The following is a 24,974-nucleotide window of genomic DNA, read 5'->3' on the forward strand; positions in this document are numbered from 1 at the left end:
CCGCCGCGGCGGGCCCCCTCCCGGGCCCGCCGGTGCGGCCACCGCCCGAGCCACCCGCCAACTCGCCTCGCCTCACCGCCGGAGGACCGCCATGGCCGACACCGTGCTCTATGACCTCGCCGAAGGCCTCGCGACGATCACGCTCAATCGTCCCGACGCGATGAACGCCCTGAACATCGACACCAAGGTGGCGCTGCGCGACGCGCTGCTGCAGGCCGCGGAGGACCCGGCGGTGCGGGCGGTGCTGCTCACCGGCTCCGGGCAGCGGGCCTTCTGCGTCGGCCAGGACCTCAAGGAGCACATCGGCCTGCTGGCCTCCGACCGTGACGGCAGCGGCGAGGGCTCGACCATGAGCACGGTGGCGCTGCACTACAACCCGATCGTCACCGCGATCGCCGGGATGCCGAAGCCCGTGGTCGCCGCCGTCAACGGCGTCGCGGCGGGCGCCGGGGCGGGCTTCGCCTTCGCCGCCGACTACCGGATCGTCGCGGACACCGCCTCCTTCAACACCTCTTTCGCCGGGGTCGCGCTGACCGCCGACTCGGGGGTCTCCTGGACCCTTCAGCGGCTGATCGGATACGGCCGCGCGGCGGATCTGCTGCTCTTCCCGCGCGGTATCGACGCCCAGGAGGCACTCGACCTGGGCATCGCGCACCGGGTGGTCCCGGCCGACGAGCTGGCCGCCGAGGCGGCGGCGGTCGCCCGGCGGCTGGCCGAGGGCCCCACCGCGGCCTACGCGGCGCTCAAGGAGTCCCTGGCGTTCGCCGCCGGCCACACCCTCACCGAGTCCCTGGCCATGGAGGACGAACTGCAGCGCCGCGCGGGGGCCTCGGACGACCACGCCATCGCGGTGAACGCGTTCGTGAACAAGGAGAAGCCGAGGTTCACCGGCCGCTGACCGGCTCGCCCCGGCCGCCGGCGGCCGGGGCTCGGAGCCCGTCTCGGAACGCGTCGCGGCCGGGGCTCGGAGCCCGTCGCGGCTGTGGCGATCAGACCGCGTCGCGGCTGTGGCAGTCGGCCAGATGGTCGTTGACCAGACCGCATGCCTGCATCAGGGCGTAGGCCGTGGTGGGGCCGACGAAGCGGAAGCCGCGCTTCTTGAGGTCGCGGCTGAGGGCCGTGGACTCCGGGGTGATCGCGGCCACATCGGTGGCGGTCCGCGGGATGGGGCGGCCGTCGGAGGCCGGGGCATGGGACCAGATCAGCTCGTCCAGCTCACCGGGCGCCAGGGCCGCCGCGGCGCGGGCGTTGGAGATCGTGGCGGCGATCTTGGCCCGGTTGCGGATGATCCCGGGGTCGGCGATCAACCGCTGCTCATCGGCCTCGGTGAACTCCGCGACCTTCTTGATCGAGAAGTCGGCGAAGGCGGCCCGGAACCCCTCCCGGCGGCGCAGGATCGTCAGCCAGGACAGCCCGGACTGGAACGCCTCCAGACAGATCCGCTCATAGAGCGCGTCATCGCCGTGGACCGGGCGGCCCCACTCCGTGTCGTGGTAGACGCGGTAGTCGGCCATGGTCTCGGCCTCCAGCCCCCAGGGACAGCGCAACAGACCGTCCGGCCCGGGAACCACACCTTGCCCGCTCATGCGCCATGCCCTTCGTAGCCGTGTCCCTCATGGCCGCGCCCGTCGTAGCCGCGCCCCTCGAAGAGGTTTCCCTCGAAGCCGTCTTCGTCGAAGCCGGGCCACTCGGCCGGGCCCTCCCGGCCGCTCCGCCCGAAGCCGTGGTCGCTCTCCGGGGCCGACAGGGGATCGGGGCCGGGCCCGGGGGGCGACGACGGCTTCGGGTGCGGGCCCGCGAGCGCCGCCTCCAGCTCGGCGATCCGGGCGTCGCGCTCGGCGAGCTCGGCACCGAGGCGGCCCAGCACATCGTCGACGTCCGCCATCCGGTAGCCCCGCAGCGTCATGGGGAGCCGCAGCGCCTCCACATCGGCGCGGGCCAGCGGCCGGTCGGCGGGCAGCGGCTCGTCCAGCCGGTCCGGGGGCGCCTCGGTGAGCGGGCCGTCACCGCCGCCGACGACGGCGAGCGTGACCCCGCCGACCACCACGACCAGCGCGATCAGCAAGAACAAGAACACGGTGATCGTCTCCCCGTCAGATGCATGGTTGAGTCTGTGTCCGTCGGCCTCGATAACTGTCTGCCCCGATCGTGCCATGCCCCTCCGACAGTTATCGTCGCTGCCCGCAACCTGGAAGAAGACGTGAAGGAAGTTCGGATGCTGCGGCTGGGACGACGTGAGTTCGGCGAGAACGAGCGAGTGATCATGGCGATCGTGAACCGGACACCGGATTCCTTCTACGACCAGGGGGCGACCTTCCGCGACGAGCCCGCCCTGGCCCGCGTGGAGCAGGCCATCGCGGACGGCGCCGCAATCATCGACGTCGGCGGCGTCAAGGCCGGACCCGGTGACGAGGTGAGTGCCGAGGAGGAGGCGCGCCGCACAGTGGGCTTCGTGGCCGAGGTCCGCAGGCGCCATCCGGACGTGGTGATCAGCGTGGACACCTGGCGCCATGAGGTCGGCGAGGCGGTCTGCGCCGCTGGTGCGGATCTGCTCAACGACGCCTGGGGCGGGGTCGACCCCAAGCTGGCCGAGGTCGCCGCCCGCCACGGCGTCGGGCTGGTGTGCACCCACGCGGGCGGGGCCCGGCCGCGCACCCGCCCGCACCGGATCGGCTACGACGATGTGGTGGAGGACATCCTGCGGGTCACCGTGGACCTCGCGGAGCGCGCCCTCGAACTGGGGGTGCGGCGCGACGGGATCATGATCGACCCGGGCCATGACTTCGGTAAGAACACCCGCCACTCACTGGAGGCGACGCGCCGGCTGGGCGAACTGACGGAGACCGGCTGGCCCGTCCTGGTCTCGCTGTCCAACAAGGACTTCGTCGGCGAGAGCCTGGACCGGCCGGTCAAGGAGCGGCTGATCGGCACGCTCGCGACGACCGCCGTATCGGCCTGGCTGGGGGCCCAGATCTACCGGGTGCACGAGGTGGCCGAGACCCGCCAGGTGCTGGACATGGTGTCGTCCATCGCGGGCCACCGGCCCCCGGCGGTCGCCCGCCGGGGACTGGCCTGAGGGGAAACCCGCCGGGCACCGGCCCGGCGGGGCGCGAGGAGCGCGCCGTCAGACGCCGGACTCCTTGGTCACCAGGTCGATCACCTCGTCGATGTCGTCGGTGAGGTGGAACAGGTCCAGATCGTGCGGGGACGCCTTGCCCTCCGCGATCAGGGTGTTCCTGAGCCAGTCGACCAGGCCCTTCCAGTAGGCGCTGCCGAAAAGGACGATCGGGAAGCGGGTGACCTTCTTGGTCTGGACGAGGGTGAGCGCCTCGAAGCACTCGTCGAGGGTGCCGAGCCCGCCGGGAAGCACCACGAACCCCTGGGCATACTTCACAAACATCGTTTTTCGCACGAAGAAGTAGCGGAAGTTGACGCCGATGTCGACGTACGGGTTCAGACCCTGCTCGTACGGCAGCTCGATGCCCAGGCCGACCGAGACGCCGCCCCCCTCGGTCGCGCCGCGGTTGGCGGCCTCCATCGCGCCGGGGCCACCGCCGGTGATCACCCCGAAGCCCGCCTCGACGAGGGCCCGGCCGATCCGCACCCCCGCCTCGTACTCCGGGGACCCCTCGAGCGTACGGGCGGAGCCGAACACGCTGATCGCCGGGCCGAGCTCCGCCAGGGTGCCGAAGCCCTCGACGAACTCCGACTGGATGCGCATCACCCGGAACGGGTCCTCGTGCACCCAATGCGTGGCCCCCTGCGTGTCCAGGAGCCGCTGATCGGTCGTCTCGGGTCGCATCTGGTGGCGGCGGCGCACGACCGGGCCCAGACGCTGCTCGTGCAGCGCTCGCTCTTCTTCGGCGTTGCCCACTGTGTGCTCCCTTCGCCAAGACCAAGATCTGGTCAAAGATCTGTGGTTCAGGGTAGGCCCCACGGGCGGCTTGGAGCCGAAATCCCGGCCACACTCACCCACCGAACCGCTGATCACAGGTCCAACGGCCACCGGGCGCCGCCAGGGGACGCCCGACGGATCCAGACGCCTGCGGCCGGCTGCGGCCCGTGGCGGGGCCGGCCGCCCGGTGGCGCTAGTGGGCCAGCCAGGCGCGCAGTCGTTCTTCGGCCTCCAGGACGGCGGCGACCGGTACGTGCTCCTCGCGGGTGTGGGCCAGCTTCGGATCGCCGGGCCCGTAATTCACCGCGGGCACGCCGAGCGCCGAGAAGCGGGCGACATCGGTCCAGGCGTCCTTGGGGGCCACCTCCACCCCGAGGGTCGCCACGAGGGCGGCGGCCGACGGGTGGCCGAGACCGGGCAGGGCGCCGGGCGCGCTGTCGGTGAGCTCGATGTCGAAGCCGGTGAAGACCTCGCGGACGTGCGCGAGCGCCTCCTCCTCGGAGCGGTCGGGGGCGAAGCGGAAGTTCACCGTCACCGTGCAGAAGTCCGGGATGACGTTGGTCGCGTGGCCGCCGTCGATCCGTACCGCGTTGAGGCCCTCGCGGTAGGTGAGCCCGTCGATCTCCGCCCGCCGGGGGACGTATCCGGCCAGCCGGTCCAGGATCGGCGCGGCCTTGTGGATGGCGTTCTCACCGAGCCAGCTGCGCGCGGAGTGGGCGCGCCGCCCCTGCGTGGTCACCCGTACCCGCAGCGTGCCCTGGCAGCCGCCCTCGACCTTGCCGTCGGTGGGCTCCAGCAGCACGGCGAAGTCCCCGGCCAGCCACTCGGGGTGATTCCTGGCCAGCCGCCCCAGCCCGTTGAGCTCGGCGGCGACCTCCTCGTGGTCGTAGAAGACGAAGGTGAGGTCGCGGTTGGGCTCGGGAACGGTGGCGGCCATGCGCAGCTGTACGGCGACGCCGGACTTCATGTCGGAGGTGCCGCAGCCCCACAGCACGCCGTCGTCGTCGAGGCGGGAGGGCACGTTGTCGGCGATCGGCACGGTGTCCAGATGGCCCGCCAGCACGACCCGCTCGTCCCGCCCGAGGTTCGTACGTGCGACGACGGCGTCCCCGTCCCGGTCGACGGTCAGATGCGGCAGGGCCCGCAGGGCCTGCTCCACGGCGTCGGCGAGCGCCTTCTCCTCACCACTGACCGAGGGGAAGTCGACGAGCCGGGCGGTGAGCCGGGCCGCGTCCAGGGACAGGTCGAGTTCTGGGTGTGCCATACGGCCGACCCTAGCCGGTCGGCCCTGGCCCCCGGCGGCCCCGGCCCGGCGACCCGGGCGGCCCCGGTCCTGGCGGCCCAAGCGGTTGGCGACGTGGTGTTCCCCACCCCGCGCCCGTGATCCGGCGGGGCCGCGCGAGCTCCAGTACCGTGTGGCGCGTGCCCCTGTCCGTCTTCTCCCACCGCGCCCGGCTGCTGCGGGCCGCGGTCGCCTGTGCCGTACTGCTGGCGCTGGCCGGATACCTGGCGGCGCAGCTGCTGACGGGTGGTGTGGGACCGCCGCGCTGTGTCGTACGGGCGAACGGCGAGGATGTGCGGCTCTCCCCCGAACAGACCGTGAACGCCGCCACGATCGAGGCCGTGGCCGCCTCCCGCGGACTGCCGGAGCGCGCCGTCACCATCGCACTGGCCACCGCCCTGCAGGAGTCGGGGCTGCGCACCATCCGCCACGGGGACCGGGATTCGCAGGGGCTGTTCCAGCAACGCCCCTCCCAGGGCTGGGGCAGTGTGCGGCAGATCCGTGATCCGGTCTACGCCGCCGGGAAGTTCTACGACGACCTGGTGCGGATGCCCGGCTATTCGCGGCTGCCGCTGACGGTGGCGGCGCAGCGGGTGCAGCGCAGCGGATTCCCCCAGGCGTACGCGAAGCATGAGACCGAAGCGGTGGTGCTGACCGGCGCCCTCACCGGGCGCTCCGGGGCGGCCCTCAGCTGCCCGGGGCCGCCGGACGACGGTCAGGCGGGCGATCCGGGGCGCGTACGGGCTTCGCTGAAGCGGGAGTTCGGCTCCGAGACGGAGGCGCGGCCGGCCTCGGCCGGGCACGGCGGCGGCAAGCAGGCCGCGCCCTCGCCGCACACGGTGGTGGTTCCGGTGCCGAAGGCGGCGGCTCCGGGGCGCGCGGGGCAGCGCGGCTGGGAGATCGCGCACTGGGCGGTGGCCCACTCGGACGAGTTGCGCATCGAACGTGTCTCTTACGGCGAGCGCGAATGGAACGCCCGGAATTCCGCGGCGGGTTGGCGTCCCGCCAAGGGAATTTCCGGGACGGAAGTGCGGATCGTCACCATGCGATAGCGCATGGAATCACCGCAGTTCAGGGCGGCTTACGGCGCATTGTGCGGCACGCACGGAGGAATGGCCCGGGCGTATTACACGCAGAACCGGATAATGCGACGCATTGCCAACTCTTTGCCTTGTCTCACCGCAACCTTCGCGGGGTTCGCGCGGTATTCACAGCGTCCGAATCGCCGGGCACCGCACGCCAATTGTCCCTCCGCCAAAGGAGAACCATGTCCCTCCCTCTCACCCGTCGGATCGCCCGGGCCGCACTGCTGGTCGCGGCGAGCGCGGCACCCGTCGTCGGCGCCGCCGGCGTCGCGAGTGCGGCGGAGCCGGCCCAGCCGCAGTCCTCCAAGCTGGGGCTGTCCTCATTGGACCCCGCCTCGGTCGGTGAGGTCGCCGACGTCGCCTCGCAGCAGGTCGGGAGCACGGCGGGTGACGTCAGCCGCAAGGCCGGCGGGACCGTCAAGGAGATCCTGCCGGGCCAGACCGCCCCGGCGACGGCGGCCCCGGCCAAGCCCGCGAAGCCCGCCAAGGGCGCGAAGACCGCCAAGGGCGCGAAGACCACCAAGGCCGCCAAGGCCGGCCCGGCCGGGGCCGCCCACGCCAAGGCCGCCGGTAAGGGCGAGAGCAGGGCCCTCGGACACGGGAAGGGCAAGGGCGGCGCCCACGCCAAGGGCAAGGGCAAGGCGGCCACACCCGCGCAGGCCGCCGCCCCGCAGGCCCCCGCGCCCAGCGCCCCGCAGGGCCCGGACCTCCCGGTCAAGGACCTGCCGATCAAGGGCCTGCCGCTGCTCGGCTGATCTCGCCGGACCAACACGGGAGCCCGGGGAGTCTCGTACTCCCCGGGCCCCTCCCGGTCGTTCACCTGTTGATCTGTTCAGCCCGCCAGCCGCCGCACCGCCGCCGCCACGCGCTCGTCGGTCGCCGTGAACGCGACCCGGACGTGCCGCTCCCCCGCCGCGCCGTAGAACTCGCCCGGGGCCACCAGGATGCCCAGCTCGGCGAGGGCGCCCACGGTGTCCCAGCACGGCTCGTCCCGCGTCGCCCACAGATACAGCGACGCCTCGCTGTGCTCGATGCGGAAGCCCCGGCCCTCCAGCGCCGACCGCAGCGCCGCCCGGCGCCGCTCATAGCGCTCACGCTGCTCGGCCACGTGCTTCTCGTCGCCGAGCGCCGCGACCGTGGCCGCCTGCACCGGTGCGGGCACCATCATCCCGCCGTGCTTGCGGATCTTCAGCAGCTCGCCCAGCACCGCCTCGTCACCGGCGAGGAAGGCCGCCCGGTAGCCCGCCAGATTGGACCGCTTGGACAGCGAGTGGACCGCCACCAGCCCCTCGAAGGACCCGCCGGAGATGTCCGGGTGGAGTACGGAGACCGGGTCCGCCTCCCAGCCCAGCTCCAGATAGCACTCGTCGCTGACCACCAGCACCCCGTGCTCGCGGGCCCAGGCGACGGCGGTGCGCAGCTCGTCCTTGGACAGCACCTGGCCGGTCGGGTTGGACGGAGAGTTGAGCCACAGCAGCTTCAGCCCGGCCGGGTCGAGATCGGTGCCCGCGGCGCCGGCCGCAAATGTCCGCGTGTCGTACGGCACCGGCTCGGCGCCCGCCAGTCGCGCGCCCACCTCGTACGTCGGATAGGCGAGCCGCGGGAAGGCGACCCCGTCGCCGGGGCCGAGACCAAGCTGCGCGGGCAGCGAGGCCACCAGTTCCTTCGAGCCGACCACCGGCAGCACCTGGGTGTGGGTCACCCGGGCCGCGCCCAGCCGCCGCTCCACCCAGCCGGTGAGGGCGTCGCGCAGCGCGGCCGTGCCCCAGACGGTCGGATAGCCGGGGCTGTCCGAGGCGTCGGCGAGGGCCGCGCGGATCAGCTCGGGGACCGGGTCGACGGGGGTGCCCACCGAGAGGTCGACGATGCCGTCGCGGTGGGCCGCGGCGATCGCCTTGTACGGTTCGAGCCGGTCCCAGGGGAAGACCGGGAGGCGGGCGGATACGGGTGGCACGGGGTGGCTCACTTTCTTCGGAACTGCCCGGGTTCTTCGAACTGCCCGGGCCGCTGACCCGGGAACCCGGTGGATTCCGGCCGAACCGGTGGACCCCGGGGAGACCCGGGACCCACCGGAACGCCGGGAGCGCCCGGGAAAACAGCCCGGTCCCGCAGGCCACAGGCCATACGGGACCGCCGGCTGCTTCCGGGCGCTGACGCCGGGGCAGGGTTACTCGTCGTGCTCCTGCGGCGGAAGCGCGGCGATGAAGGGGTGGTCCCGCTCGATCAGGCCGAGCTTGCTCGCGCCACCGGGCGAACCGAGCTCGTCGAAGAACTCGACGTTCGCCTTGTAGTAGTCCTTCCACTCCTCGGGAGTGTCGTCCTCGTAGAAGATCGCCTCGACCGGGCAAACCGGCTCACAGGCCCCGCAGTCGACGCATTCGTCCGGGTGGATGTACAAGGACCGCTGGCCCTCGTAGATACAGTCGACGGGGCACTCCTCGATGCACGCCTTGTCTTTCAGGTCGACACAAGGCTGCGCGATGACGTAGGTCACGCTGTCGTTCCTCCTCGTTAGGGCTGCTATCGCGCGGGAGCGCGGCGTCGTCGATGCCCGCACCTAGTATCTCCGTTCTTGGGCACCAGACGCACATGAGGGGCTGACTGAGCTGTGGATTTCACCACTGGCGGACGTCTTGAAGTCCGGATCACCCCGGATGACGTGGGAAAACGCGTCTCGGTCAGGTTGATCACCGGGGAGCGTGAGCCCGCCCCCACCTTCACCGACGTGGTCGGTGTTCTCACATCGTGGACCGAGGGCTCGCTCTCCATCACGCGGCGCACCGGGGAGGCCGTGCGGATCGCCGAGTCGTCCCTGGTGGCGGGCAAGGTGGTGCCCGCGGCTCCGGCCCGCCGCCGCGGCCCCACCGCGACCGCGCCCGAGCTGGACCGGGTCTCCGCCAGGGCCTGGCCGCCCATGGTCAGCGAGCCGCTGGGCGAGTGGACGCTGCGCGCCTCCAAAGGATTCACCCGGCGCGCCAACTCGGTGCTGCCCCTCGGCGACCCCGGGATGGGTCTCGACGAGGCGCTGCGCCGGGTCACCGACTGGTACACGGCGCGGGAGCTGCCCGCGTACATCCAGGTCAGCACGGGCGCCGAGGGCACCCAGGAGCTGCTCGCGGCGGAGCTGGAGAGCCGCGGCTGGACACGGGAGGTCTCGGCGCGGATACGCATCGCGGCGCTCGCCCCCATCGGGGACCTGGACGCCGGCACCTCGGCGGTGACGCTCTCCCGCCGACTCGACGACGCCTGGCTGGCCCGCTACCAGCGGTCGTCCGGCGAGCCCTCCCCCGAGGCGCGCACGGTGCTGTCCGGCGGCCCTTCGGTGTGGTTCGCCACCGTGCCGGGGTCGGAGGGAGACGCCCCGGCCGCGATCGGGCGCTGTGTGGTGGACGGCCGCTGGGCCGGGTTCACCGCCGTGGAGGTCGCCCCGGAGCGGCGGCGCCAGGGACTGGCCAAGGCCGTGATGACGGCACTGGCCCGCAAGGCGCTCGACGAGGGCGCCTCGGCCGCGTATCTCCAGGTGGAGACGGACAATGACGGTGCGCACGCCCTCTACGAGGGCATGGGCTTCACCGTCCACCACAGCTACCACCACTGGCGCGCATCTGGACACGATGTGCGCTGAGCAGGGTACGAGTCGGCTATGCCACGGATGAACGACACGTCCCGCCGCCGGCGGTTCGCCGACGCGGCCCGCGAAGAGCGCCCCGATCTGGCGCTGCTGTGCCTGCTGGTCGGCATGGAGGCCGATTCCGGACTGGACGAGACCGGACTCGACGAAGCGCAGATCGAGCTCGACCGGCTGGCCGGTCAGCTTCCCTTCTCCCCCGGCGGCCCCGAGGACTGGGCCGCCGCGCTGGCCCGCCTCCTCGGCGAGCGCCATGGCTTCCGGGGCGGCCCCGCCGACTACGGGCGGCTGGGGTCCTCGCTCCTCCACACGGTGCTGCGGCGCCGCCGTGGACTGCCGATCCTGCTGTCCGTGGTGTGGATGGAGGTGGCACGGCGGGCGGGGGCGCCGGTGTACGGGGTGGCGCTGCCGGGCCACTTCGTGGTCGGCTTCGGCGATCCTTACGGAAGCCATGTGCTGGCCGATCCGTTCGACGGCGGGCGGCCGCTGTCCAGTGAGGACGCGGCGAGGCTGGTGTCGGGGGCCACGGGCGCCCCGCTCTCTGCGTCGATGCTGAGCCCGGCCGGGCCGCTGGACATCGTGCTGCGGATCCTCAACAACATCCGCGCCTGGGCATCCGCCCGCCCCGAGCGCACCGATGTCCGGCTGTGGGCGGTCGAGCTGTCGCTGCTGCTGCCCAGCCATCCGGCCGAGCTGCGCTACGAGCGGGCACAACTCCTGGTGGAGCGGGGCGACTTCATGACCGGCGCCAAGGAGCTGGAGGAGTACGCGGAGGTGGTGGAGGCGGTGCAGCCCGACGCCGCCGAGACCGTACGCCACGAGGCCCGCGCCGCCCGCGCGATGCTCAACTAAGCGCTCCCCTGAAAGTGCCCTGGCCTGCTGTCGATCGTCTGCGGCGCCATCTTGGCCGGTCGCCCACGCGGCGGAGCCGCACATCGGCACAGCCCCGCGCCACTTCAGGACCCTTTCGAACCGCAGTCGACCTCCGCCGATCTGCTGAGCGGCTGTCCGGTGGGTCTTCGCGCCGGTAGCATCGGCGGCTGCTCGGCCTCGGGACCCGGGGCGTCCGGCGCAGGGCACCTCCGGTGGTGGTCAGGGGCGCGGTGGCGGGCGCTGGGGGCGCCGTGCCGAGCGTCGTCGGCTCGGGCGTCCGGTGCTGGGGCACCTCCCGGTGGTGGCCGGGGGCCATGCGGGTGCCCGGGGCCCGGGAACATCCACCGGGCAGGGCCTGGCGGCTGTCCGGTGGGGGCCAGGGGGCCAGGGGGGCCAGGGGCGAACGCGGAGGGCGTCGTACGGATGCCGGGGCCCGGAAAGATCCACCGGGCAGGGCCTGGCGGCTGTCCGGTGATGGCCAGGGGGCCAGGGGCGGACGCGGGGGGGCGTCGTACGGGCGCCATGGGCCCGGGAAGAGCCGCCGGGCAGGGCCTGGCACGTGAGGCAGGCCGATCGTCGCGGGACGGCGGCCCGGCCTTCCAGCCCCTCCGGCGGTTGAGGAGCGGAGCCCCGGCGGGGGCCGGGGCCCCACGCGGCGGAGCCGCATATCGTCAGGTCTCGGGAAGGGGCGGGAGGGGAAAGCCCGCGCGGCTACAGCCAGCCCTTTTCGCGGGCGATGCGGACGGCCTCGGCCCGATTGCGGGCGGCGGTCTTCTGGATGGCCGTGGAGAGGTAGTTGCGGACCGTGCCCGGCGACAAGTGCAGAGCACGGGCCAGCTCGGCGTTGGTCGAGCCGTCCGCCGAGGCGTGCAGCACCTCGCGCTCCCGCGCGGTCAGCGGGCTGGCCCCGTCCACCAGCGCGGCGGCGGCCAGCGTGGGGTCGATCACCCGCTCCCCGCGCAGCACCCGCCGTATGGCGTCGGCGAGCTGAGCCGCCGGGGCATCCTTGACCAGGAAGGCGTCGGCGCCCGACTCCATCGCGCGGCGCAGATAGCCGGGGCGGCCGAAGGTGGTCAGGATCACGATCCGGATCCCGGGCGCGGCCCGGTGCAGCGCGGCGGCGGCCTCGATCCCACTCATACCGGGCATCTCGATGTCCAGCAGCGCCACATCGGGGCGATGGGTCCGGGCGGCGTCCACGACCTCGTCGCCGCGGGCCACCTGCGCGATGACCTCGATCTCGTCCTCGAGCCCGAGGAGCGCGGCCAGCGCCTCCCGCACCATGGACTGGTCCTCGGCCAGCAGTACCCGGATCACGCCCCGCAGCGTATCCGCTCTTCGTATCCGCTCTTCCGCGCGCTCCCTTCTTCCGCGCGCTCCCTTCTTCCGCGCGCTCCCTTCTTCCGCGCGCTCCCTTCTTCCGCGCGCTCCCTTCTTCCGCGCGCTCCCTCCGCGCGGTCCTTACGGCGCGGCCCGCCCTCCTACGGCGCGGCCTGTGAGGGCAGTTCCACGCGGACGCCGTGGGAGAGCGGGACCAGGGCGCGGAGGGTGAAGCCGCCGCGCTCGCCGGGGCCGGTCTCCAGGCGGCCGTCGGCCAGTTGGAGCCGCTCGGCCAGCCCGGTGAGCCCGTTGCCGTGCGGGCCGGTCGCGCCGCGGCCGTCGTCGGTCACGGTCAGGCACAGCTCGTGGCCCGTCTCGTCGAGCGTGACCGCGCAGCGGCGCGCCCCGCTGTGCCGCACCACATTGGTGACCGCCTCGCGCAGCGCCCAGGCCAGGGCCCCCTCCTGGTCGGGCGGGAGGTCAGGGTGGTGGGTGGCGGCCCGGCTCAGGTCGGCGGCGACGCCCGCGGCGGCGAGGGCGGTACGGGCCCCGGCGACCTCGGCCTCCAGGGTGGGGCGGCGGAAGCCGCTGACCGCCTCCCGGACGTCCACCAGCGCCTGCCTGCTGACCCGTTCGATATCGGCGACCTGCCGCGCCGCCTGCTCGGGCTTGTCGGGCAGCATCCGGCCCGCCAGCTCGCTCTTGAGCGTGATCAGGGAGAGCGAGTGGCCCAGCAGATCGTGGAGATCGCGGGCGAGCCGCAGCCGCTCCTCGTTGGCGGCGAGCTGGGCCACGGTGGCGCGGGCGGCGCGCAGCGCCCGGGTGGTACGGACCATCTGCCGCACCCCACTCATCGCGAACCCGCCGAGCAGCGAGGGGATCACCAGGGCGGACAACAGCCCGTGCGAACCGCGCACCAGCACCCCGACGGCCACCATGAACGCGGTGTTCAGCGGAATCGCCCACCGCGAGAGCCGCAGCGGCAGCACCGCCCCGTAGGCGACGGACACATAGACGCACAGCACCAGCCAGGCGTCGCCCATGGTGAGGGTGAGAACGACGGCGAGCACGCAGGACGTGCCCAGCGCCCCGAAGACCGCGGCCCGGCTCAGCGCCCGGCCGGTGTGCCGGAAGACCAGCACCAGATAGATGGCGACGAAGGCCAGCAGGCCGAGCGCACCGCACACGGTGGCGGGGACGGTGTGGTGCCCGTCGGCGAGATCGCTCACCGGCGCGCCCATATAGGCCATCCAGATCCCGATCCACATCAGCTTGATCAGGGCCTGCCGGCGGTTCTCGGGGCTCTGGCCGATGGCGGCCAGCCGGTCGTTCTCGTCGTCGTACGCCATCGCGTCGGCCCACCAGGTCAGCCGGCGGCGCACGCCGGGGCGGCACTCCGGATCGCCGTCGGTCCACTCGGCCCGGTCAGCCATGGTTCTTCTCTCCTCGGATCACGCCTCGGGTCACGTCCCCGGTCATGCCTTACGGCTGTCCTTCATGCCTTACGGATGTCCCTTACGCCTTACGACTGTCTCTCGCGTCTTACGGGTGCCGCTCACGCCTTACGGGTGTCCTTGCGGTACAGCCACGCCGCACCGCCCGCGAAGACCGCGAGATAGCCGATGAGCAGTGCGACGTCCTTGGCGTGCGGGGCGCCGCCCAGCTCGATCGCCTGGCCGAGGGCGGTGTAGGCGTGGGTGGGCAGATAGTCGCCGATGTTCCGCAGCCACTGCGGATACGACGTGGTCGGCATCCACAGCCCGCCGAGGATCGACAGACCGAAGTAGATGATCATGGTCAGCGGGCGTACCGCGTCCCCGCTCGCGAGATAGCCGATGGCCACCCCCAGCGCGGCGAAGACCAGGGAGCCCGCCCAGATGGCGCCGGTCAGCGCCGCCCACTCCCAGGCGGCGTCCAGCCGCACGCCCTTGACGGCGGCGGCCACCACGAAGACGATCACGATCGACGGCAGGGTGGCCACCGCACCCACGGCGATCTTGGCCCCCACATAGCCGCGGCCGGGCAACCGGGTGAGCCGCAGCTGCCGGGTCCAGCCGCCCTCGCGCTCCTTGGCGATCCGCTCGCCGTTGCCCATCAGCCCGGCGGTCAGCGCCCCGAAGGAGGCCATCGCGACCATGTAGTAGAGCGGCATCGACAGCCGGGTGCCGGGCACCCGGTCGTCGGCGTCGGTGCTGCCCGCGATCAGCAGGAAGAGCACGGACGGATAGATGATCGTGAAGAACATGAACTTGCGATTGCGCAGGGTCCGCGCGATCTCCAGCTTGACCAGCGCCTTCATCGTGCGGACTCCTCAACTGTCGGCGCGGCGCCGGTGGCCGTACCGGTGGCGGCGTCGGTGATGGCGAGGAACGCCTGCTCCAGGCCGAGCCCGGTGACCTCCAGGCCGCGCGGATACAGCCCGAGCCCGTAGACCGCGTGCACGGTCGCGTCCGGGTCGGTGGACCGAACCCGTACGGTACGCCCCGAGATGTCGATCCCGGTCAGCGCGGGCAGGGCGCGCAGCGCCGTCTCGTCGATCGGCCCATCCAGCTCGAAGGAGATCCGCCGGGCCCCGGCCATCGCCTTGATCTCGGCGGACGAGCCGTCGGCCAGCACCCGGCCACCGTGCAGCACGATCACCCGGTCGGCGATGGCGTCGGCCTCTTCGAGGTAGTGGGTGGCGAACAGGATGGTGCGGCCCTGCTTCGTCTGCTCCCGCATCGCGCCCCAGAAGGTCTGCCGGGACGCCACGTCCATACCGGTCGTGGGCTCGTCCAGCACGATCAGATCGGAGGCCCCGGCGGTGGCGAACGCGAAGCGCACCCGCTGCTCCTGACCGCCGGAGAGCTTGTTCACCTTGCGGGAGGCGATCTCGGCGACCCCCGCCCGCTCCAGCACCTCGTCCACCGGATGGCCCTTGGGGTGCAGATCACAGGCCAGCCCCACCAGTTCGCGGACCGTCACGTCCTCCATCAAAGAGCCGCTCTGCAGCATCGCGCCGACCCGGCCGCGGACGATGGCCTGGCGCGGAGTGGTGCCGAAGACCTCCACCCGCCCGGAGTCGGGGTGGCGCAGGCCGAGCAGCAGATCGAGGCCGGAGGACTTGCCGGCGCCATTGGGGCCCAGCAGGGCGACGGTCTCCCCCGGGTACAGCGTGAGATCGAGATCGGCCACGGCGCGCACACTGCCGTAGCTCTTGTTCACCTTCTCGAAGCGGACCACGGGCGGAGCGCCCGTGGTGGCGGCCCCGGTGCCGGGGGCGGAAACAGCGGTCGTTGCGGTCATGGCCACAAGCCTGGCCGAGGGCGGGCGGTGCCCGGCAGTGTCAGCGGTCGTGACCTGGGGATGACAGATGTCATGGGTCGGGGCATGACGCACCCGGGAGACCTGCCGCGGCCAGGCAGACCTGACGCGGCCCCCGCCCGGTGCCGGGCGGGGGCCGCGTGGTGAACGGGCAGCGCCCGCTCAGTTGTCCTTGCCGATGACGCCGATGCGCTCGCTGGGCGTCTTGCCGAGCAGCGCCTGCCGCAGCGCGGACTCCACGTCCTCCGGGGTGACGGGCTTCTTGCTGCCGTCGCCCCGTTCGAGCAGAACGCCGTCGAAGGTGCTGCCGTACAGCTGCTTCATGACGGACAGGTCGTAGCTCTCCACCAGCTTGCCGTCGATCACCTTCATGGAGAGGATCTTCGGCAGCGACTTGTCCGGGCCGAACTGAATCGAGTGCTGGGCGTCCGTCTGCACCGTGGCCAGCCCCGACATCGCGGGCTTGGCGAAGCTCTTCATCTTCCGGTCGACCTCGGCGTCGCTGACCGTGGGGCGGCGCACGGCGACCGGCAGGGTGATGGCCTTGTTCTGGCCGGTCTCGGCGCGCAGGCGGAACCCTTCCGAGACGGCCTTGACCGCCGTGTCCACGTCCAGCCCCTTGCCCTCCTTGCCGTACACCGCGACGGGCTTGCCGGAGCTGAAGTCGATGCCGCCCTCGCGGGCCGTGCCGGAGTCGCCCGCGAGCCGCTCCAGGGCGTCCCGCAGCTTCTCCTCGTCGACCGTGACCTCGGGGTCGGCCTCATGGGTGCCGCCGAAGAGCGAGCCGATCACGGTGACCGGGTTGTAGTCCCGGCCCGCGACGTCCCGGACCGTGGCCTCGGTGTCGAGCGCCAGGCCCGCGACGGAGGGCTTGATCTCCTTCTGCTGGCCGTCGACCGACACCGTCAGCGGGGCGGTGGTGCGCTTGCCCAGCGCGGTGTCCAGCTTGTCGACGGCGACTTCCTTGGAGCTGCCGCCGATGTCGACGCCGAGGACGGTGGTGCCGTTCGGCACATCGGCGTGGTTCATCACCAGACCGGCGGCGTAGGCCCCGCCCGCGATCACGAACAGCAGGCCCGCGACCATGACGACCTTGGAACGGCCCTTCTTCTTGGGCTTGCCGGCCTTCGGGGCGGACGGCGCCGGGGCGCTGGCGCCGCCGGGCGCCGGGGCCCCCAGGCCGCCCGGGGCGGGCGGCGCCGGCGGTCTGGACCGGCCCCCGGCCGACGGCACCACGGGCACCCCGCTGACCAGCGTGTCGCTGGAGATCTGGTCCGGCGGCACCCCGCCGCCCGGCGTGGGCTCGGGGTCGCGGAACAGCGAGGGGGACGGGTCGGGGCCGAGGCCGTCCGCGAACCCCTCCCCGGGGCCGGTCAGCGGGCCCGCGCCGGTGGTGGCGCCGAGGCTGCCGGACATCGGTGAGCCGCCCGGCGGGGTCGGCGGCTGGGCGGCCGGGCCGCCGGCCAGCGGCCCCGCGCCGCCCGGAGGCGTCTGCGGGTCACCGCCGTACGGGCCGCCGGCGGGGCCCGGTCCGGGCGGGGCCAGCAACTCGCTGTCGTGCGGGCCCGCACCGGGGCCGGACGGCGGCATGAACATGTCGCCGGTCATCGGGCCGGTGGTGGGCCCGGTCGGCTCGGGGTGTCCGGACGGGGCCTGGGCGTCGGTGAAGTACGGCAGATCGGCGACGGGGCCGCCGCCCTGCTGCGGGGCCGGGAACCCCTGGGTGGTGTCCGGCGCCGGGAATCCCTGAGTCGTCTCCGGGGAGGGGAATCCCTGCGTGGTGTCCGGAGCGGGGAACCCCTGCGTGGTGTCCGGGGCCGGGGGCATCGGCGGCGTCGGCGTGCTGCCGGTGGCCGACGAACCGCCCCTGGGCCTACGGGGCGAGAACCAGTCACTGGTCCGCTGCTCGCCGTCGCCCTTCTTCTCGCGGTTCTCGGAAGGCTCGCCCGGCCCGCCGGGCTCGGCCGGCACACCGCGCTCCGGCGTCGGCGTGTAGTCGACCCGGGGCAGCCCGCTGGCGGGCTCGGGGGCGTCGTTGTCCCCGCCGGAGCGCTGCGCGGGTACGCCGTCCTCCGCGACGGGCGTGCGCATGACCACCGGCGGAATGGGCCGCGACCCCGGAATGTTGATCTTGATCCGGGTCGTCAGCGTGGTTTCGGTCTTCGGCTCCTCCGGCTTGGCCGCGGCCCGCGCCTGCCCGTCGTCGGCGAACTCCTGCGGAGCCTCCTGCGTGGGGTTCGGCGAGGGGTACTGGCGGGATCCGTACGGCGGGGTACCCGACGGGTAGGCGGCACCGCCGCTTCCCTCCCGGGGCCCGGAGGACGAACTGTCAGATTCACGGCTCAAAGCAGGTTCTCCCAGTTAGCTCCGCCGCCCGTCAGACCTCACGCGGGCGGCTCGGCGGCGGCACCACCATACTGGGCGGTGCGGACGCGCACTTGACGGCCGCCGGATCACCGCATCCGGTACGCCCGAGGCGCACCCTTCGCCGCATGTCCGAAGGGCCTCCAAGTGCCGGGGACGTCGCGCCGAAAACGTCACGTCACTTACCAAGTCGGACCGGCGGGCCAGGAGGTTGCGGCACCAAAGGCAACGTGGCGCACATCACACCGATGAACATCCCGCCGAGGAGGAAAGCGTACGACCCCAGCCCGGCGCCGAAAAGGAAATCCCCTTCGGAGCGGGAGGAAGTGAGCAGCAACACGGCCACCGTCCAGGCCCCCGCGGGCACTCCGCCGCCCATCCGGGCACCCGCGGCCTTGACCCCGCCGTAGCACAGGCCCGCGACCGCGAGCAGCGCCAGCAGCAACCCGCCGGGGAACCATGCCGCTTGGACCAGCGCGCCAGCGGCGCCGACCAGCACCCCGGCCACGGCGAGCAGGGCGTATCCACCCAGGCGCAGGGCCGTCATGCCGTCACCCCCGCGAACAGGTCGTCCTCGCGGTCCGCCGCGGCCTCGCCCTTGACCAGCCGGTAGTGCTCTTGGACGAACATCGGCTGGCCCAGGTCGTTGGAGAGCGCGAAGAAGGGTCCGTCCACCGCGATCTGGCTGGCGTGGGCGCGCATCGCCGCCGCCTTCGCCCCGGCCTGGGCGGTGCCGTCGATGCACGCGGTGACGTCCGAGTCCGGCACCACTCCGGGGACGTCGTCGACCGTGGCGACACCCGGGAAGAGGGAATCGCGGCCCGCGGCCCGCAGCCGGGCGAAGCCCTCCTCGACGGCCGAGTGCGGCACACAGTTCCAGTAGACCTTCGCGATGTCGTGCGGCTCGCCCAGCTCCGGGCGGAAGTCCGTGTCGGCGGCCAGCTCCACGGCGCGCATCGCCACGCGGTGGGCCTGGATGTGATCGGGGTGGCCGTACCCCCCATGAGTGTCGTACGCCACGAGAACCTGTGGCCGGATCTCGCGGACCACGGCCACCAGGTGCCCCGCGGCCTCGTCCAGGTCGGCCTGCCAGAAGCAGTCCGGCCGGTCGTTCTGCGGGGCGCCCATCATCCCGGAGTCGCGATAGCGGCCGGGACCACCCAGGAAGCGGTAGTCCTCGACCCCCAAGGCGTCCATGGCCGCGGCGAGTTCGCCGATCCGGTGCGGACCGAGCGCGTCGTCGCGGTCGGCGGCGAGATGCGCGAGGGCAGGCGGGATGACCTCGCCCTCCTCACCGAGGGTGCAGGTCACCAGGGTGACGCGTGCGCCCTCGGCGGCATACTTCGCCATGGTCGCGCCGTTATTGATCGACTCGTCGTCCGGATGTGCGTGCACCAGCAGCAGACGACGGGCGGGAAGAGCGGTCATGGGCACAGCCTACGATTCGCACACCAGTGCCCACGGGTCGCACGTCCCGGCCCCGCTCGGGGTCAGATCTTCACGCCGCCGATCATGTCCGCCACATTGGTGGTGAGGTCGTCGATCGTCGGGGCTACCGAAGAACTCGCCAGGTAGAAGCCGAGGAGGACGCAGACGACCGCGTGAACCGCCTTCAGCCCTGCCTTGTTCACGAGCATGAAGACGATGATCAGCAGCAGCACTGACATCGAGATCGAGAGCGCCACAGCGGCTCACCTCCAGATACACGCACTCGGACGGACAACATATTGATGCCACAGAGGGCCTACCCACTATGCGCAATCGATCATAACTATGGCGCTGTGCACACGACTCGGTGCACGGGAGCATGACAGGGGCGCATGCCTGATCGCACGAACTTCCGCGCCCCCGGGGCGGTTTCTCGGTGGTTATGCGCCATCTCGCCATCGGGCGGGGCCGGTTGGCCCCCGCGTCGTTCCGGCCGGACCGTGCCGGCGGCAACGCCGCCCCGGCCTACCGATCCGTACTCTCCCTCGCGATGATCCTGAGCCGTACGCTCGCCCTATGACCGGACAGCTCTCGTTCCCACGGCAGCACGCGCGGACCCAACGCTTCACCCTCGGGGCACCGCGGGCCCTGACCGTGGCCCCCGACGATTCACGCGTCGTCTTCCTGCGCTCCCGCTCGGGCACCGACCGGACCGGCCTCCTGTGGGTGCACGACCTCGCCGGGCAGCGCGAGTACCCCGCCGCCGACCCGGCCGAGCTGCTCGGCGGCGCCGGCGAGGAGCTGTCCCCCGAGGAGCGGGCGCGGCGCGAGCGCAGCCGCGAGGGGTCTGCCGGGGTGGTCGGCTACGCGGTGGACGCCGCCGTCGAGCGGGCCGCGTTCGCCCTCTCCGGGCGGCTCTTCACCACCGATCTGCCCGCGGGCACCAGCCGTGAGCTGCGTGTCCCCGGTCCGGTCGTGGACCCGCGCCCCTCGCCCGACGGCCGCCACATCGCCTATGCGGCGGGCGGGGCGCTGCGGGTCACGGGCACGGACGGCGAGGACGACCGGGCACTCGCGGAGCCGGAGGAGGACACCGTCACCTACGGCCTCGCGGAGTTCATCGCGGCCGAGGAGATGGACCGCTCACGCGGCTTCTGGTGGTCGCCCCGGAGCGACGCCCTGCTGGCCGCCCGGGCTGACGACGCCCCCGTACAGCGCTGGTGGACCGCCGACCCGGCCCACCCTGGCCGGAAGCCCGCGGAGGCCGCCTATCCCGCCGCGGGCACCGCCAACGCCGAGGTGCGGCTGGTTCTGCTCGGTCTGGACGGCTCCCGTACGGAGATCGAATGGGACCGGGAGCGCTATCCGTACCTCGCGCGGGTGCACTGGTCGGCCTACGGTCCGCCCCTGCTTCTGGTCCAGGCCAGGGACCAGCGCAGCCAGCTCTATCTGGCCGTGGACACCGACACCGGACGGACCAGCACGGTCCATGTGGACGAGGACACGGTTTGGCTGGATCTTTTCCCCGGAGTGCCGGCCTGGACGGAGGACGGACGACTCGTCCGCATCGCGGACGAGGGCGGCGCCCGGGTGCTGATGGTCGGCGACCGCAAGTTGACGTCCGGCGCCCTCCAGGTGCGCGCGGTCCTCGACATCGGCACGGACGACGTGCTGTTCTCCGCCTCTCCGGGGGCCGGTGCTCCGCTGCCCGAGCGGCCGGGCGAGATCGATGTCCACCGCGCCTGGTTCCGGGGCAGCGGCGACCAGGGCGGCTGGGAGCCGGTCGGCAAGCGGCCCTTCCCGGCGGTCCACTCCGCCGTGCGCGGCGGTGAGGTGCTCGCACTGGCGTACACCGGGTTGGATCGGCCCGGGGTGAGCGTGGAGATCCTCCGGCCCGCCGACCACGGCGCCGCCGAGCGCATCGCCGAGATCGCCTCGTACGCGGAGCAGCCCGTCATCACCGCCCGCCCCGAGCTCCTCTTCGCGGGCAAGCGGGACATCCCCTGCGCCGTGCTGCTGCCCAGCGGCTACCGGGAGGGCGACGGACCACTGCCGGTCCTGATGGACCCTTACGGCGGGCCGCACGGCCAGCGGGTGGTCGCCTCGCACAACGCCCACCTCACCTCGCAGTGGTTCGCCGACCAGGGCTTCGCGGTGGTCGTCGCCGACGGCCGCGGCACCCCCGGCCGCTCCCCCGCCTGGGAGAAGGCGGTGCGCGACGAGCTGGCCGCGGTCACGCTGGAGGACCAGGTCGAGGCGGTGACGGCGCTCGCCGAGCGCTATCCGCTGGACCTCGGCCGGGTCGCCATCCGCGGCTGGTCCTACGGCGGCTATCTGGCCGCGCTGGCGGTGCTGCGCCGCCCGGACGTCTTCCACGCGGGCGTGGTGGGCGCCCCGGTGACGGACTGGCGGCTGTACGACACCCACTACACCGAGCGCTATCTGGGCCTGCCGGACGAACAGCCCGAGGTCTACGCCGCCAACGCGCTGATGACCGACGAGGGGCTGTCCGGCGCGGCGGAGACCGTCCGGCCGATGATGATCATCCACGGTCTGGCGGACGACAATGTGGTGGCCGCGCACACCCTGCGGCTCTCCTCGGCGCTGCTGGCCGAGGGCCGTCCGCATGAGGTGCTGCCGCTGTCCGGGGTGACCCATATGACCCCGCAGGAGCAGGTCGCGGAGAATCTGCTCCTGCTGCAGGTGGACTTCCTCAAGCGGTCCCTCGGGATGCGGTAGCGCTCCGCGGGAAGAGCCGCAAGCTGCCGTCCTTTGACTGCGGCTGCGGCGTGGCTGGTCGCGCCCACGCGGCGGAGCCGCACATCGACACAGCACCGCGCCCCTTCGGGGCGCATCCGAACCGCACCGGACGTCATCTGGCCGGTGGATCTTCGCGCCTGTGACATCAGCGGCTGCCGCCGCGAGGCCCGCGAAGATCCACCGGCCAGGTCCTAGCTGGGCCCCGGGGCCGCGCTGATCCGCGGTCACCAGCCCGCGGTCACCAGCCCGCCGTCACCAGCCCGACGGCGGTGCGGGGGGTGCGGGCGGGGCGGACGGCGGCGGGGGCGCGGCGGGCGGGGCCCCGGGCGGAGGGGGCACCAGCGGCGGGGTGCTGGGCGGTGGCGGGCCGTATCCCCCGCCGCCGTAACCACCACTTCCGGGTCCGCCATTCCCGGGTCCGCCACTCCCGTAGCCACCGCTCCCGTAGCCGCCGTAGCCTCCGCCCCCGGAGCCGTCGTCGTAGCCCCCGGGCCCATAGCCGTCATAACCGCCGGACCCATAGCCGTCATAGCCCCCGTACGCCGGGGCGCCCGGCCCCGGCGCCCCGGTGAACGGGGCGTCCTCGTCAACGCCCCGCCGAGCCAGCGCCAGAAGCGCGATCAGCCCCGCGATCGCCTCGAAGAACCCGGTGAGCACGCTGAGCACGCCCACCGTGGGCAGATCGCTGAGGTGGTCCACATAGTCCAGCTTGATGTAGAGCGATGCCTCGCTGATCCCGGTCGCCATGACCAGCGCCGCCGCCGTCATCCCCAGCGGGCGCGCCAGCGGGGCACGCGCGAGCGCGGCCGCCGCGGCGGCCAGGCACAGCGCGACCGCCGCCCAGGCCGTCCAGGCACCGGGCGGCGAGAGCAGGGTGGGCAGCGTGTGCTTGCCGGTGAGCAGGTACTTGTAGATCTCCCAGCCCCGCTCCTGGGCCCAGTAGATCTGCCAGGCGGCGACGACGGCCCCGACGGCGCCCAGGAACAGCGCGCCGGTGACCGCCGCCCCGGGCGAGGGGCGGCCCGGCGGCCGGTCGGCGGGCGAGGCCAGGTGTCCGGGCGGGGCGAGATCGGCGGGGCGGCGAGCGGCGGCCACCACGGCCAGCAGCAGCCCCCCGAGCACCACCTGCGCCCAGGCGCTGAGGTTGGCCCGCGTCTTCAGATCGCCGGGGATGCCCTGCAGCCAGTCGGAGTTCAAGTTCCACAGGCTGGGCAGACGCACCGCGACGGTCACCGCCGCGACCGTGCCGAGCGCGCCCGCGGCGGCCGGTGAGCGCAGGGCGGTGATCCCGACGACCGCGTAGACCAGCAGCAGCACGAGGTCGAGCAGGGAGGAACCGAAGATCCCTCCGGTGGCCCGGAACGGCAGCCCCGCCCACGTCCACCACAGATGGTTCGCCTCGTCGGCCTTGTCCAGGTCGTGGATGATCCACGCCAGCGAGATCAGCCCGAGGACCGCGCAGACGAGCGCCCCGAAGAGCCGCCCTCCGCTGTTGAGTATCCGTCCCTGCCCCATAGCCGTAGGTTTCCCCCGCCTCGTACCCCGGGCAACCGTCGCGGGGCGAAGAAAAATACGGATCGTGACCGTCCGGAGGCCGCCGGGGGGTGCGACCGGCCGGGGCCACATGGCACGCCCCGGCCGGTCCACGGCACCCGCACGGCCGTACGCAGTTCAGCCTGACGCGTCCGTATATCGGTGTTGCGACGGATGAGTTGCCGGTGTGTTAACGCGCTTCCTGCCCATAGAACACGCTTTGTCTCTCACGGCGGAACCCTGTCAAGCACGCCCGGACCTCGATCTGCCAAATCTTCGCTCAAGACTCGAATGAGCAGCACATCCACCCTCCCCGGCCCCTTGACTGGGCCGTTCCCCGATTGCGAAAGTCCGCTCAACCCGGTACGCACGCACCACCCTGGCGAGCGGGCGGCGACATGACGCGCATAGATAACGCGAGTTGACGATGTGACACCAGTGCGGGGGGACGCTACGCGATGACGAGTCCATCGCAGTCCGGCGTGGTCGAGAAGACCGCACCGGGCACGGAGGGCAAGGTGCCGGCCGGCCTGGCGCCCCGCCAGCTCATGTGGCGGCGCTTCAAACGCGACCGCACGGGTGTCATCTCCGCGGGCGTGGTGATCTTCTTCTTCGCCGTCGCCGTACTGGCTCCGGTGATCTCCTGGCTGTACGGCAAGGATCCGTACACCACGTACGGCCTGGACCGGCCCGAGCTGCTGGATCCCCTCACCAGCTATCCGATGAAGCCCAACGGGGGCATCGACGGCGAGTTCTGGTTCGGCATCGAGCCGAAGCTGGGCCGCGATGTGCTGACCCAGCTCGTCTACGGCATCCGTACCTCGCTGCTGATCGGGCTGGCCGCGACCGTGCTGTCCACGATCACCGGCATTGTGATCGGCGTGGTGGCGGGCTATCTGGGCGGCCGCACCGACTACTTCCTCGGCCGGCTCATCGATCTGCTGCTGTCCTTTCCGCAGCAGCTGTTCTTCGTCGCCTTCATGCCGGTGGTCACCGCGCTGTTCGTCAGCCCGCAGAAGGAAACGCCCACCTATTTCCGGGTGACGGCCCTGGTGATGGTGTTGTGGCTGCTGGGCTGGATGCAGCTGGCCCGGCTGCTGCGCGGCCAGGTGCTGTCCCTGAGGGAGCGTGAGTTCGTCGAGGCGGCCAGGGTGACCGGCGCCTCGCCATGGCGGATCGTCCGCAAGGAGCTGCTGCCCAACCTCGTCACGCCCATCCTGGTGCAGTCCACGCTGATGCTGCCGAACTTCGTGACGACGGAAGCGGCGCTGTCCTTCCTCGGCGTCGGCGTGGTGGAGCCGACCCCCGACTGGGGCCGGATGTTCGCCAAGGGCGCGAACTTCTACGAGGGCGACATCACCTACATGTTCTTCCCCGGCATCGCCATGGTGGTCTTCGTGGTCGCCTTCAACCTGCTCGGGGACTCGGTCCGGGACGCGATGGACCCGAAGACCACGCGGTGACCGGGGGGCCGGAGGGCCCAAGGCAGAGAACGGCAAGTCT

The 24,974-nt window shown here is 72.5% G+C and carries 23 protein-coding genes; 8 read left to right on the plus strand and 15 right to left on the minus strand.

Features of this window, described 5'->3' with window-relative positions; translation table 11 throughout:
- The first annotated feature begins 91 nt into the window (after window positions 1–91).
- Window positions 92–898, plus strand: coding sequence for an enoyl-CoA hydratase-related protein (locus tag ACFYOY_RS02865; protein WP_351879737.1), 807 nt, complete (start codon window positions 92–94; stop codon window positions 896–898).
- 91 nt (window positions 899–989) lie between these two features.
- Here the strand turns inward: ACFYOY_RS02865 and ACFYOY_RS02870 are convergent, their stop codons facing one another.
- A complete protein-coding gene (locus ACFYOY_RS02870; protein WP_351879734.1) occupies window positions 990–1,586 on the minus strand; it encodes a DNA-3-methyladenine glycosylase I in 597 nt (198 codons plus the stop codon).
- Window positions 1,583–2,077 (minus strand): DivIVA domain-containing protein, encoded by a 495-nt coding sequence (locus tag ACFYOY_RS02875; RefSeq protein WP_388584387.1) that lies wholly within the window; start codon window positions 2,075–2,077, stop codon window positions 1,583–1,585. Before ACFYOY_RS02875 ends, ACFYOY_RS02870 begins: the two co-directional genes overlap by 4 nt.
- A gap of 138 nt (window positions 2,078–2,215) precedes the next feature.
- Between ACFYOY_RS02875 and folP the strand changes: the two genes are divergently transcribed.
- Window positions 2,216–3,076, plus strand: coding sequence for a dihydropteroate synthase (gene folP / locus ACFYOY_RS02880; protein ID WP_351879728.1), 861 nt, complete (start codon window positions 2,216–2,218; stop codon window positions 3,074–3,076).
- Between the two features lie 48 nt (window positions 3,077–3,124).
- Here the strand turns inward: folP and ACFYOY_RS02885 are convergent, their stop codons facing one another.
- Window positions 3,125–3,874: a TIGR00730 family Rossman fold protein gene (locus tag ACFYOY_RS02885; RefSeq protein WP_351879725.1), complete on the minus strand. Its 750-nt coding sequence runs from the start codon at window positions 3,872–3,874 to the stop codon at window positions 3,125–3,127.
- Between the two features lie 214 nt (window positions 3,875–4,088).
- A complete protein-coding gene (dapE, locus tag ACFYOY_RS02890; protein ID WP_351879722.1) occupies window positions 4,089–5,159 on the minus strand; it encodes a succinyl-diaminopimelate desuccinylase in 1,071 nt (356 codons plus the stop codon).
- Between the two features lie 149 nt (window positions 5,160–5,308).
- Here dapE and ACFYOY_RS02895 point away from each other — a divergent pair, with 149 nt between their 5' ends.
- Both ACFYOY_RS02895 and ACFYOY_RS02900 read left to right on the plus strand, forming a co-directional pair.
- A complete protein-coding gene (locus tag ACFYOY_RS02895) occupies window positions 5,309–6,229 on the plus strand; it encodes a hypothetical protein (RefSeq protein ID WP_351879719.1) in 921 nt (306 codons plus the stop codon).
- A 215-nt stretch (window positions 6,230–6,444) separates the two neighbouring features.
- Window positions 6,445–7,017: an ATP-binding protein gene (locus tag ACFYOY_RS02900; protein WP_388584390.1), complete on the plus strand. Its 573-nt coding sequence runs from the start codon at window positions 6,445–6,447 to the stop codon at window positions 7,015–7,017.
- Between the two features lie 77 nt (window positions 7,018–7,094).
- Here the strand turns inward: ACFYOY_RS02900 and dapC are convergent, their stop codons facing one another.
- Entirely contained in the window at window positions 7,095–8,216 is a 1,122-nt protein-coding gene (dapC, locus tag ACFYOY_RS02905) for a succinyldiaminopimelate transaminase (protein ID WP_388584392.1), read from the minus strand.
- Between the two features lie 213 nt (window positions 8,217–8,429).
- Window positions 8,430–8,756: a ferredoxin gene (fdxA, locus tag ACFYOY_RS02910; RefSeq protein WP_014054705.1), complete on the minus strand. Its 327-nt coding sequence runs from the start codon at window positions 8,754–8,756 to the stop codon at window positions 8,430–8,432.
- Window positions 8,757–8,870: 114 nt separating this feature from the next.
- On the opposite strand from fdxA, the gene ACFYOY_RS02915 reads away from it, so the two are divergent.
- Together ACFYOY_RS02915 and ACFYOY_RS02920 are read left to right on the plus strand one after the other, a co-directional pair.
- On the plus strand, window positions 8,871–9,887 hold the full coding sequence (locus ACFYOY_RS02915; RefSeq protein WP_388584395.1) for a GNAT family N-acetyltransferase: 1,017 nt from the start codon (window positions 8,871–8,873) through the stop codon (window positions 9,885–9,887).
- Window positions 9,888–9,905: 18 nt separating this feature from the next.
- Window positions 9,906–10,742, plus strand: a complete 837-nt coding sequence (locus ACFYOY_RS02920) for a transglutaminase-like domain-containing protein (RefSeq protein ID WP_351879707.1) — start codon at window positions 9,906–9,908, stop codon at window positions 10,740–10,742.
- Window positions 10,743–11,474: 732 nt separating this feature from the next.
- Here the strand turns inward: ACFYOY_RS02920 and ACFYOY_RS02925 are convergent.
- From ACFYOY_RS02925 to ACFYOY_RS02960, 8 genes are all read right to left on the minus strand, one after another.
- Complete coding sequence (locus tag ACFYOY_RS02925) at window positions 11,475–12,080, minus strand: response regulator (protein ID WP_374212273.1); 606 nt, start codon at window positions 12,078–12,080, stop codon at window positions 11,475–11,477.
- Between the two features lie 164 nt (window positions 12,081–12,244).
- The gene (locus ACFYOY_RS02930; RefSeq protein ID WP_388584400.1) at window positions 12,245–13,516 is read right to left on the minus strand and encodes a sensor histidine kinase; all 1,272 of its coding nucleotides are present in this window, start codon (window positions 13,514–13,516) and stop codon (window positions 12,245–12,247) included.
- A gap of 122 nt (window positions 13,517–13,638) precedes the next feature.
- Entirely contained in the window at window positions 13,639–14,382 is a 744-nt protein-coding gene (locus ACFYOY_RS02935; RefSeq protein ID WP_351879704.1) for an ABC transporter permease, read from the minus strand.
- Window positions 14,379–15,368, minus strand: a complete 990-nt coding sequence (locus ACFYOY_RS02940) for an ABC transporter ATP-binding protein (RefSeq protein ID WP_388584403.1) — start codon at window positions 15,366–15,368, stop codon at window positions 14,379–14,381. The genes ACFYOY_RS02935 and ACFYOY_RS02940 overlap by 4 nt, the downstream gene beginning before the upstream one ends.
- 180 nt (window positions 15,369–15,548) lie before the next feature.
- A complete protein-coding gene (locus tag ACFYOY_RS02945) occupies window positions 15,549–17,732 on the minus strand; it encodes a hypothetical protein (protein WP_351879698.1) in 2,184 nt (727 codons plus the stop codon).
- A gap of 196 nt (window positions 17,733–17,928) precedes the next feature.
- Window positions 17,929–18,297: a DUF6113 family protein gene (locus ACFYOY_RS02950; RefSeq protein ID WP_351879695.1), complete on the minus strand. Its 369-nt coding sequence runs from the start codon at window positions 18,295–18,297 to the stop codon at window positions 17,929–17,931.
- Window positions 18,294–19,178: an N-acetyl-1-D-myo-inositol-2-amino-2-deoxy-alpha-D-glucopyranoside deacetylase gene (gene mshB, locus ACFYOY_RS02955; RefSeq protein ID WP_351879692.1), complete on the minus strand. Its 885-nt coding sequence runs from the start codon at window positions 19,176–19,178 to the stop codon at window positions 18,294–18,296. Before mshB ends, ACFYOY_RS02950 begins: the two co-directional genes overlap by 4 nt.
- A 62-nt stretch (window positions 19,179–19,240) precedes the next feature.
- The gene (locus ACFYOY_RS02960) at window positions 19,241–19,435 is read right to left on the minus strand and encodes a hypothetical protein (RefSeq protein WP_069864354.1); all 195 of its coding nucleotides are present in this window, start codon (window positions 19,433–19,435) and stop codon (window positions 19,241–19,243) included.
- A gap of 319 nt (window positions 19,436–19,754) precedes the next feature.
- Here ACFYOY_RS02960 and ACFYOY_RS02965 point away from each other — a divergent pair, with 319 nt between their 5' ends.
- Window positions 19,755–21,917, plus strand: a complete 2,163-nt coding sequence (locus tag ACFYOY_RS02965; protein ID WP_351879689.1) for an alpha/beta fold hydrolase — start codon at window positions 19,755–19,757, stop codon at window positions 21,915–21,917.
- Window positions 21,918–22,190: 273 nt separating this feature from the next.
- On the opposite strand, the gene ACFYOY_RS02970 is transcribed toward ACFYOY_RS02965, so the two are convergent.
- Window positions 22,191–23,453, minus strand: a complete 1,263-nt coding sequence (locus ACFYOY_RS02970) for a hypothetical protein (RefSeq protein WP_351879687.1) — start codon at window positions 23,451–23,453, stop codon at window positions 22,191–22,193.
- A 476-nt stretch (window positions 23,454–23,929) separates the two neighbouring features.
- On the opposite strand from ACFYOY_RS02970, the gene ACFYOY_RS02975 reads away from it, so the two are divergent.
- Window positions 23,930–24,934, plus strand: a complete 1,005-nt coding sequence (locus ACFYOY_RS02975; protein WP_351879684.1) for an ABC transporter permease — start codon at window positions 23,930–23,932, stop codon at window positions 24,932–24,934.
- Window positions 24,935–24,974 lie beyond the last annotated feature (40 nt).

Origin of the sequence: Streptomyces sp. NPDC007875 (genome assembly GCF_042868035.1) — a bacterium.
GTDB classification, from domain to species: domain Bacteria; phylum Actinomycetota; class Actinomycetes; order Streptomycetales; family Streptomycetaceae; genus Streptomyces; species Streptomyces antimycoticus.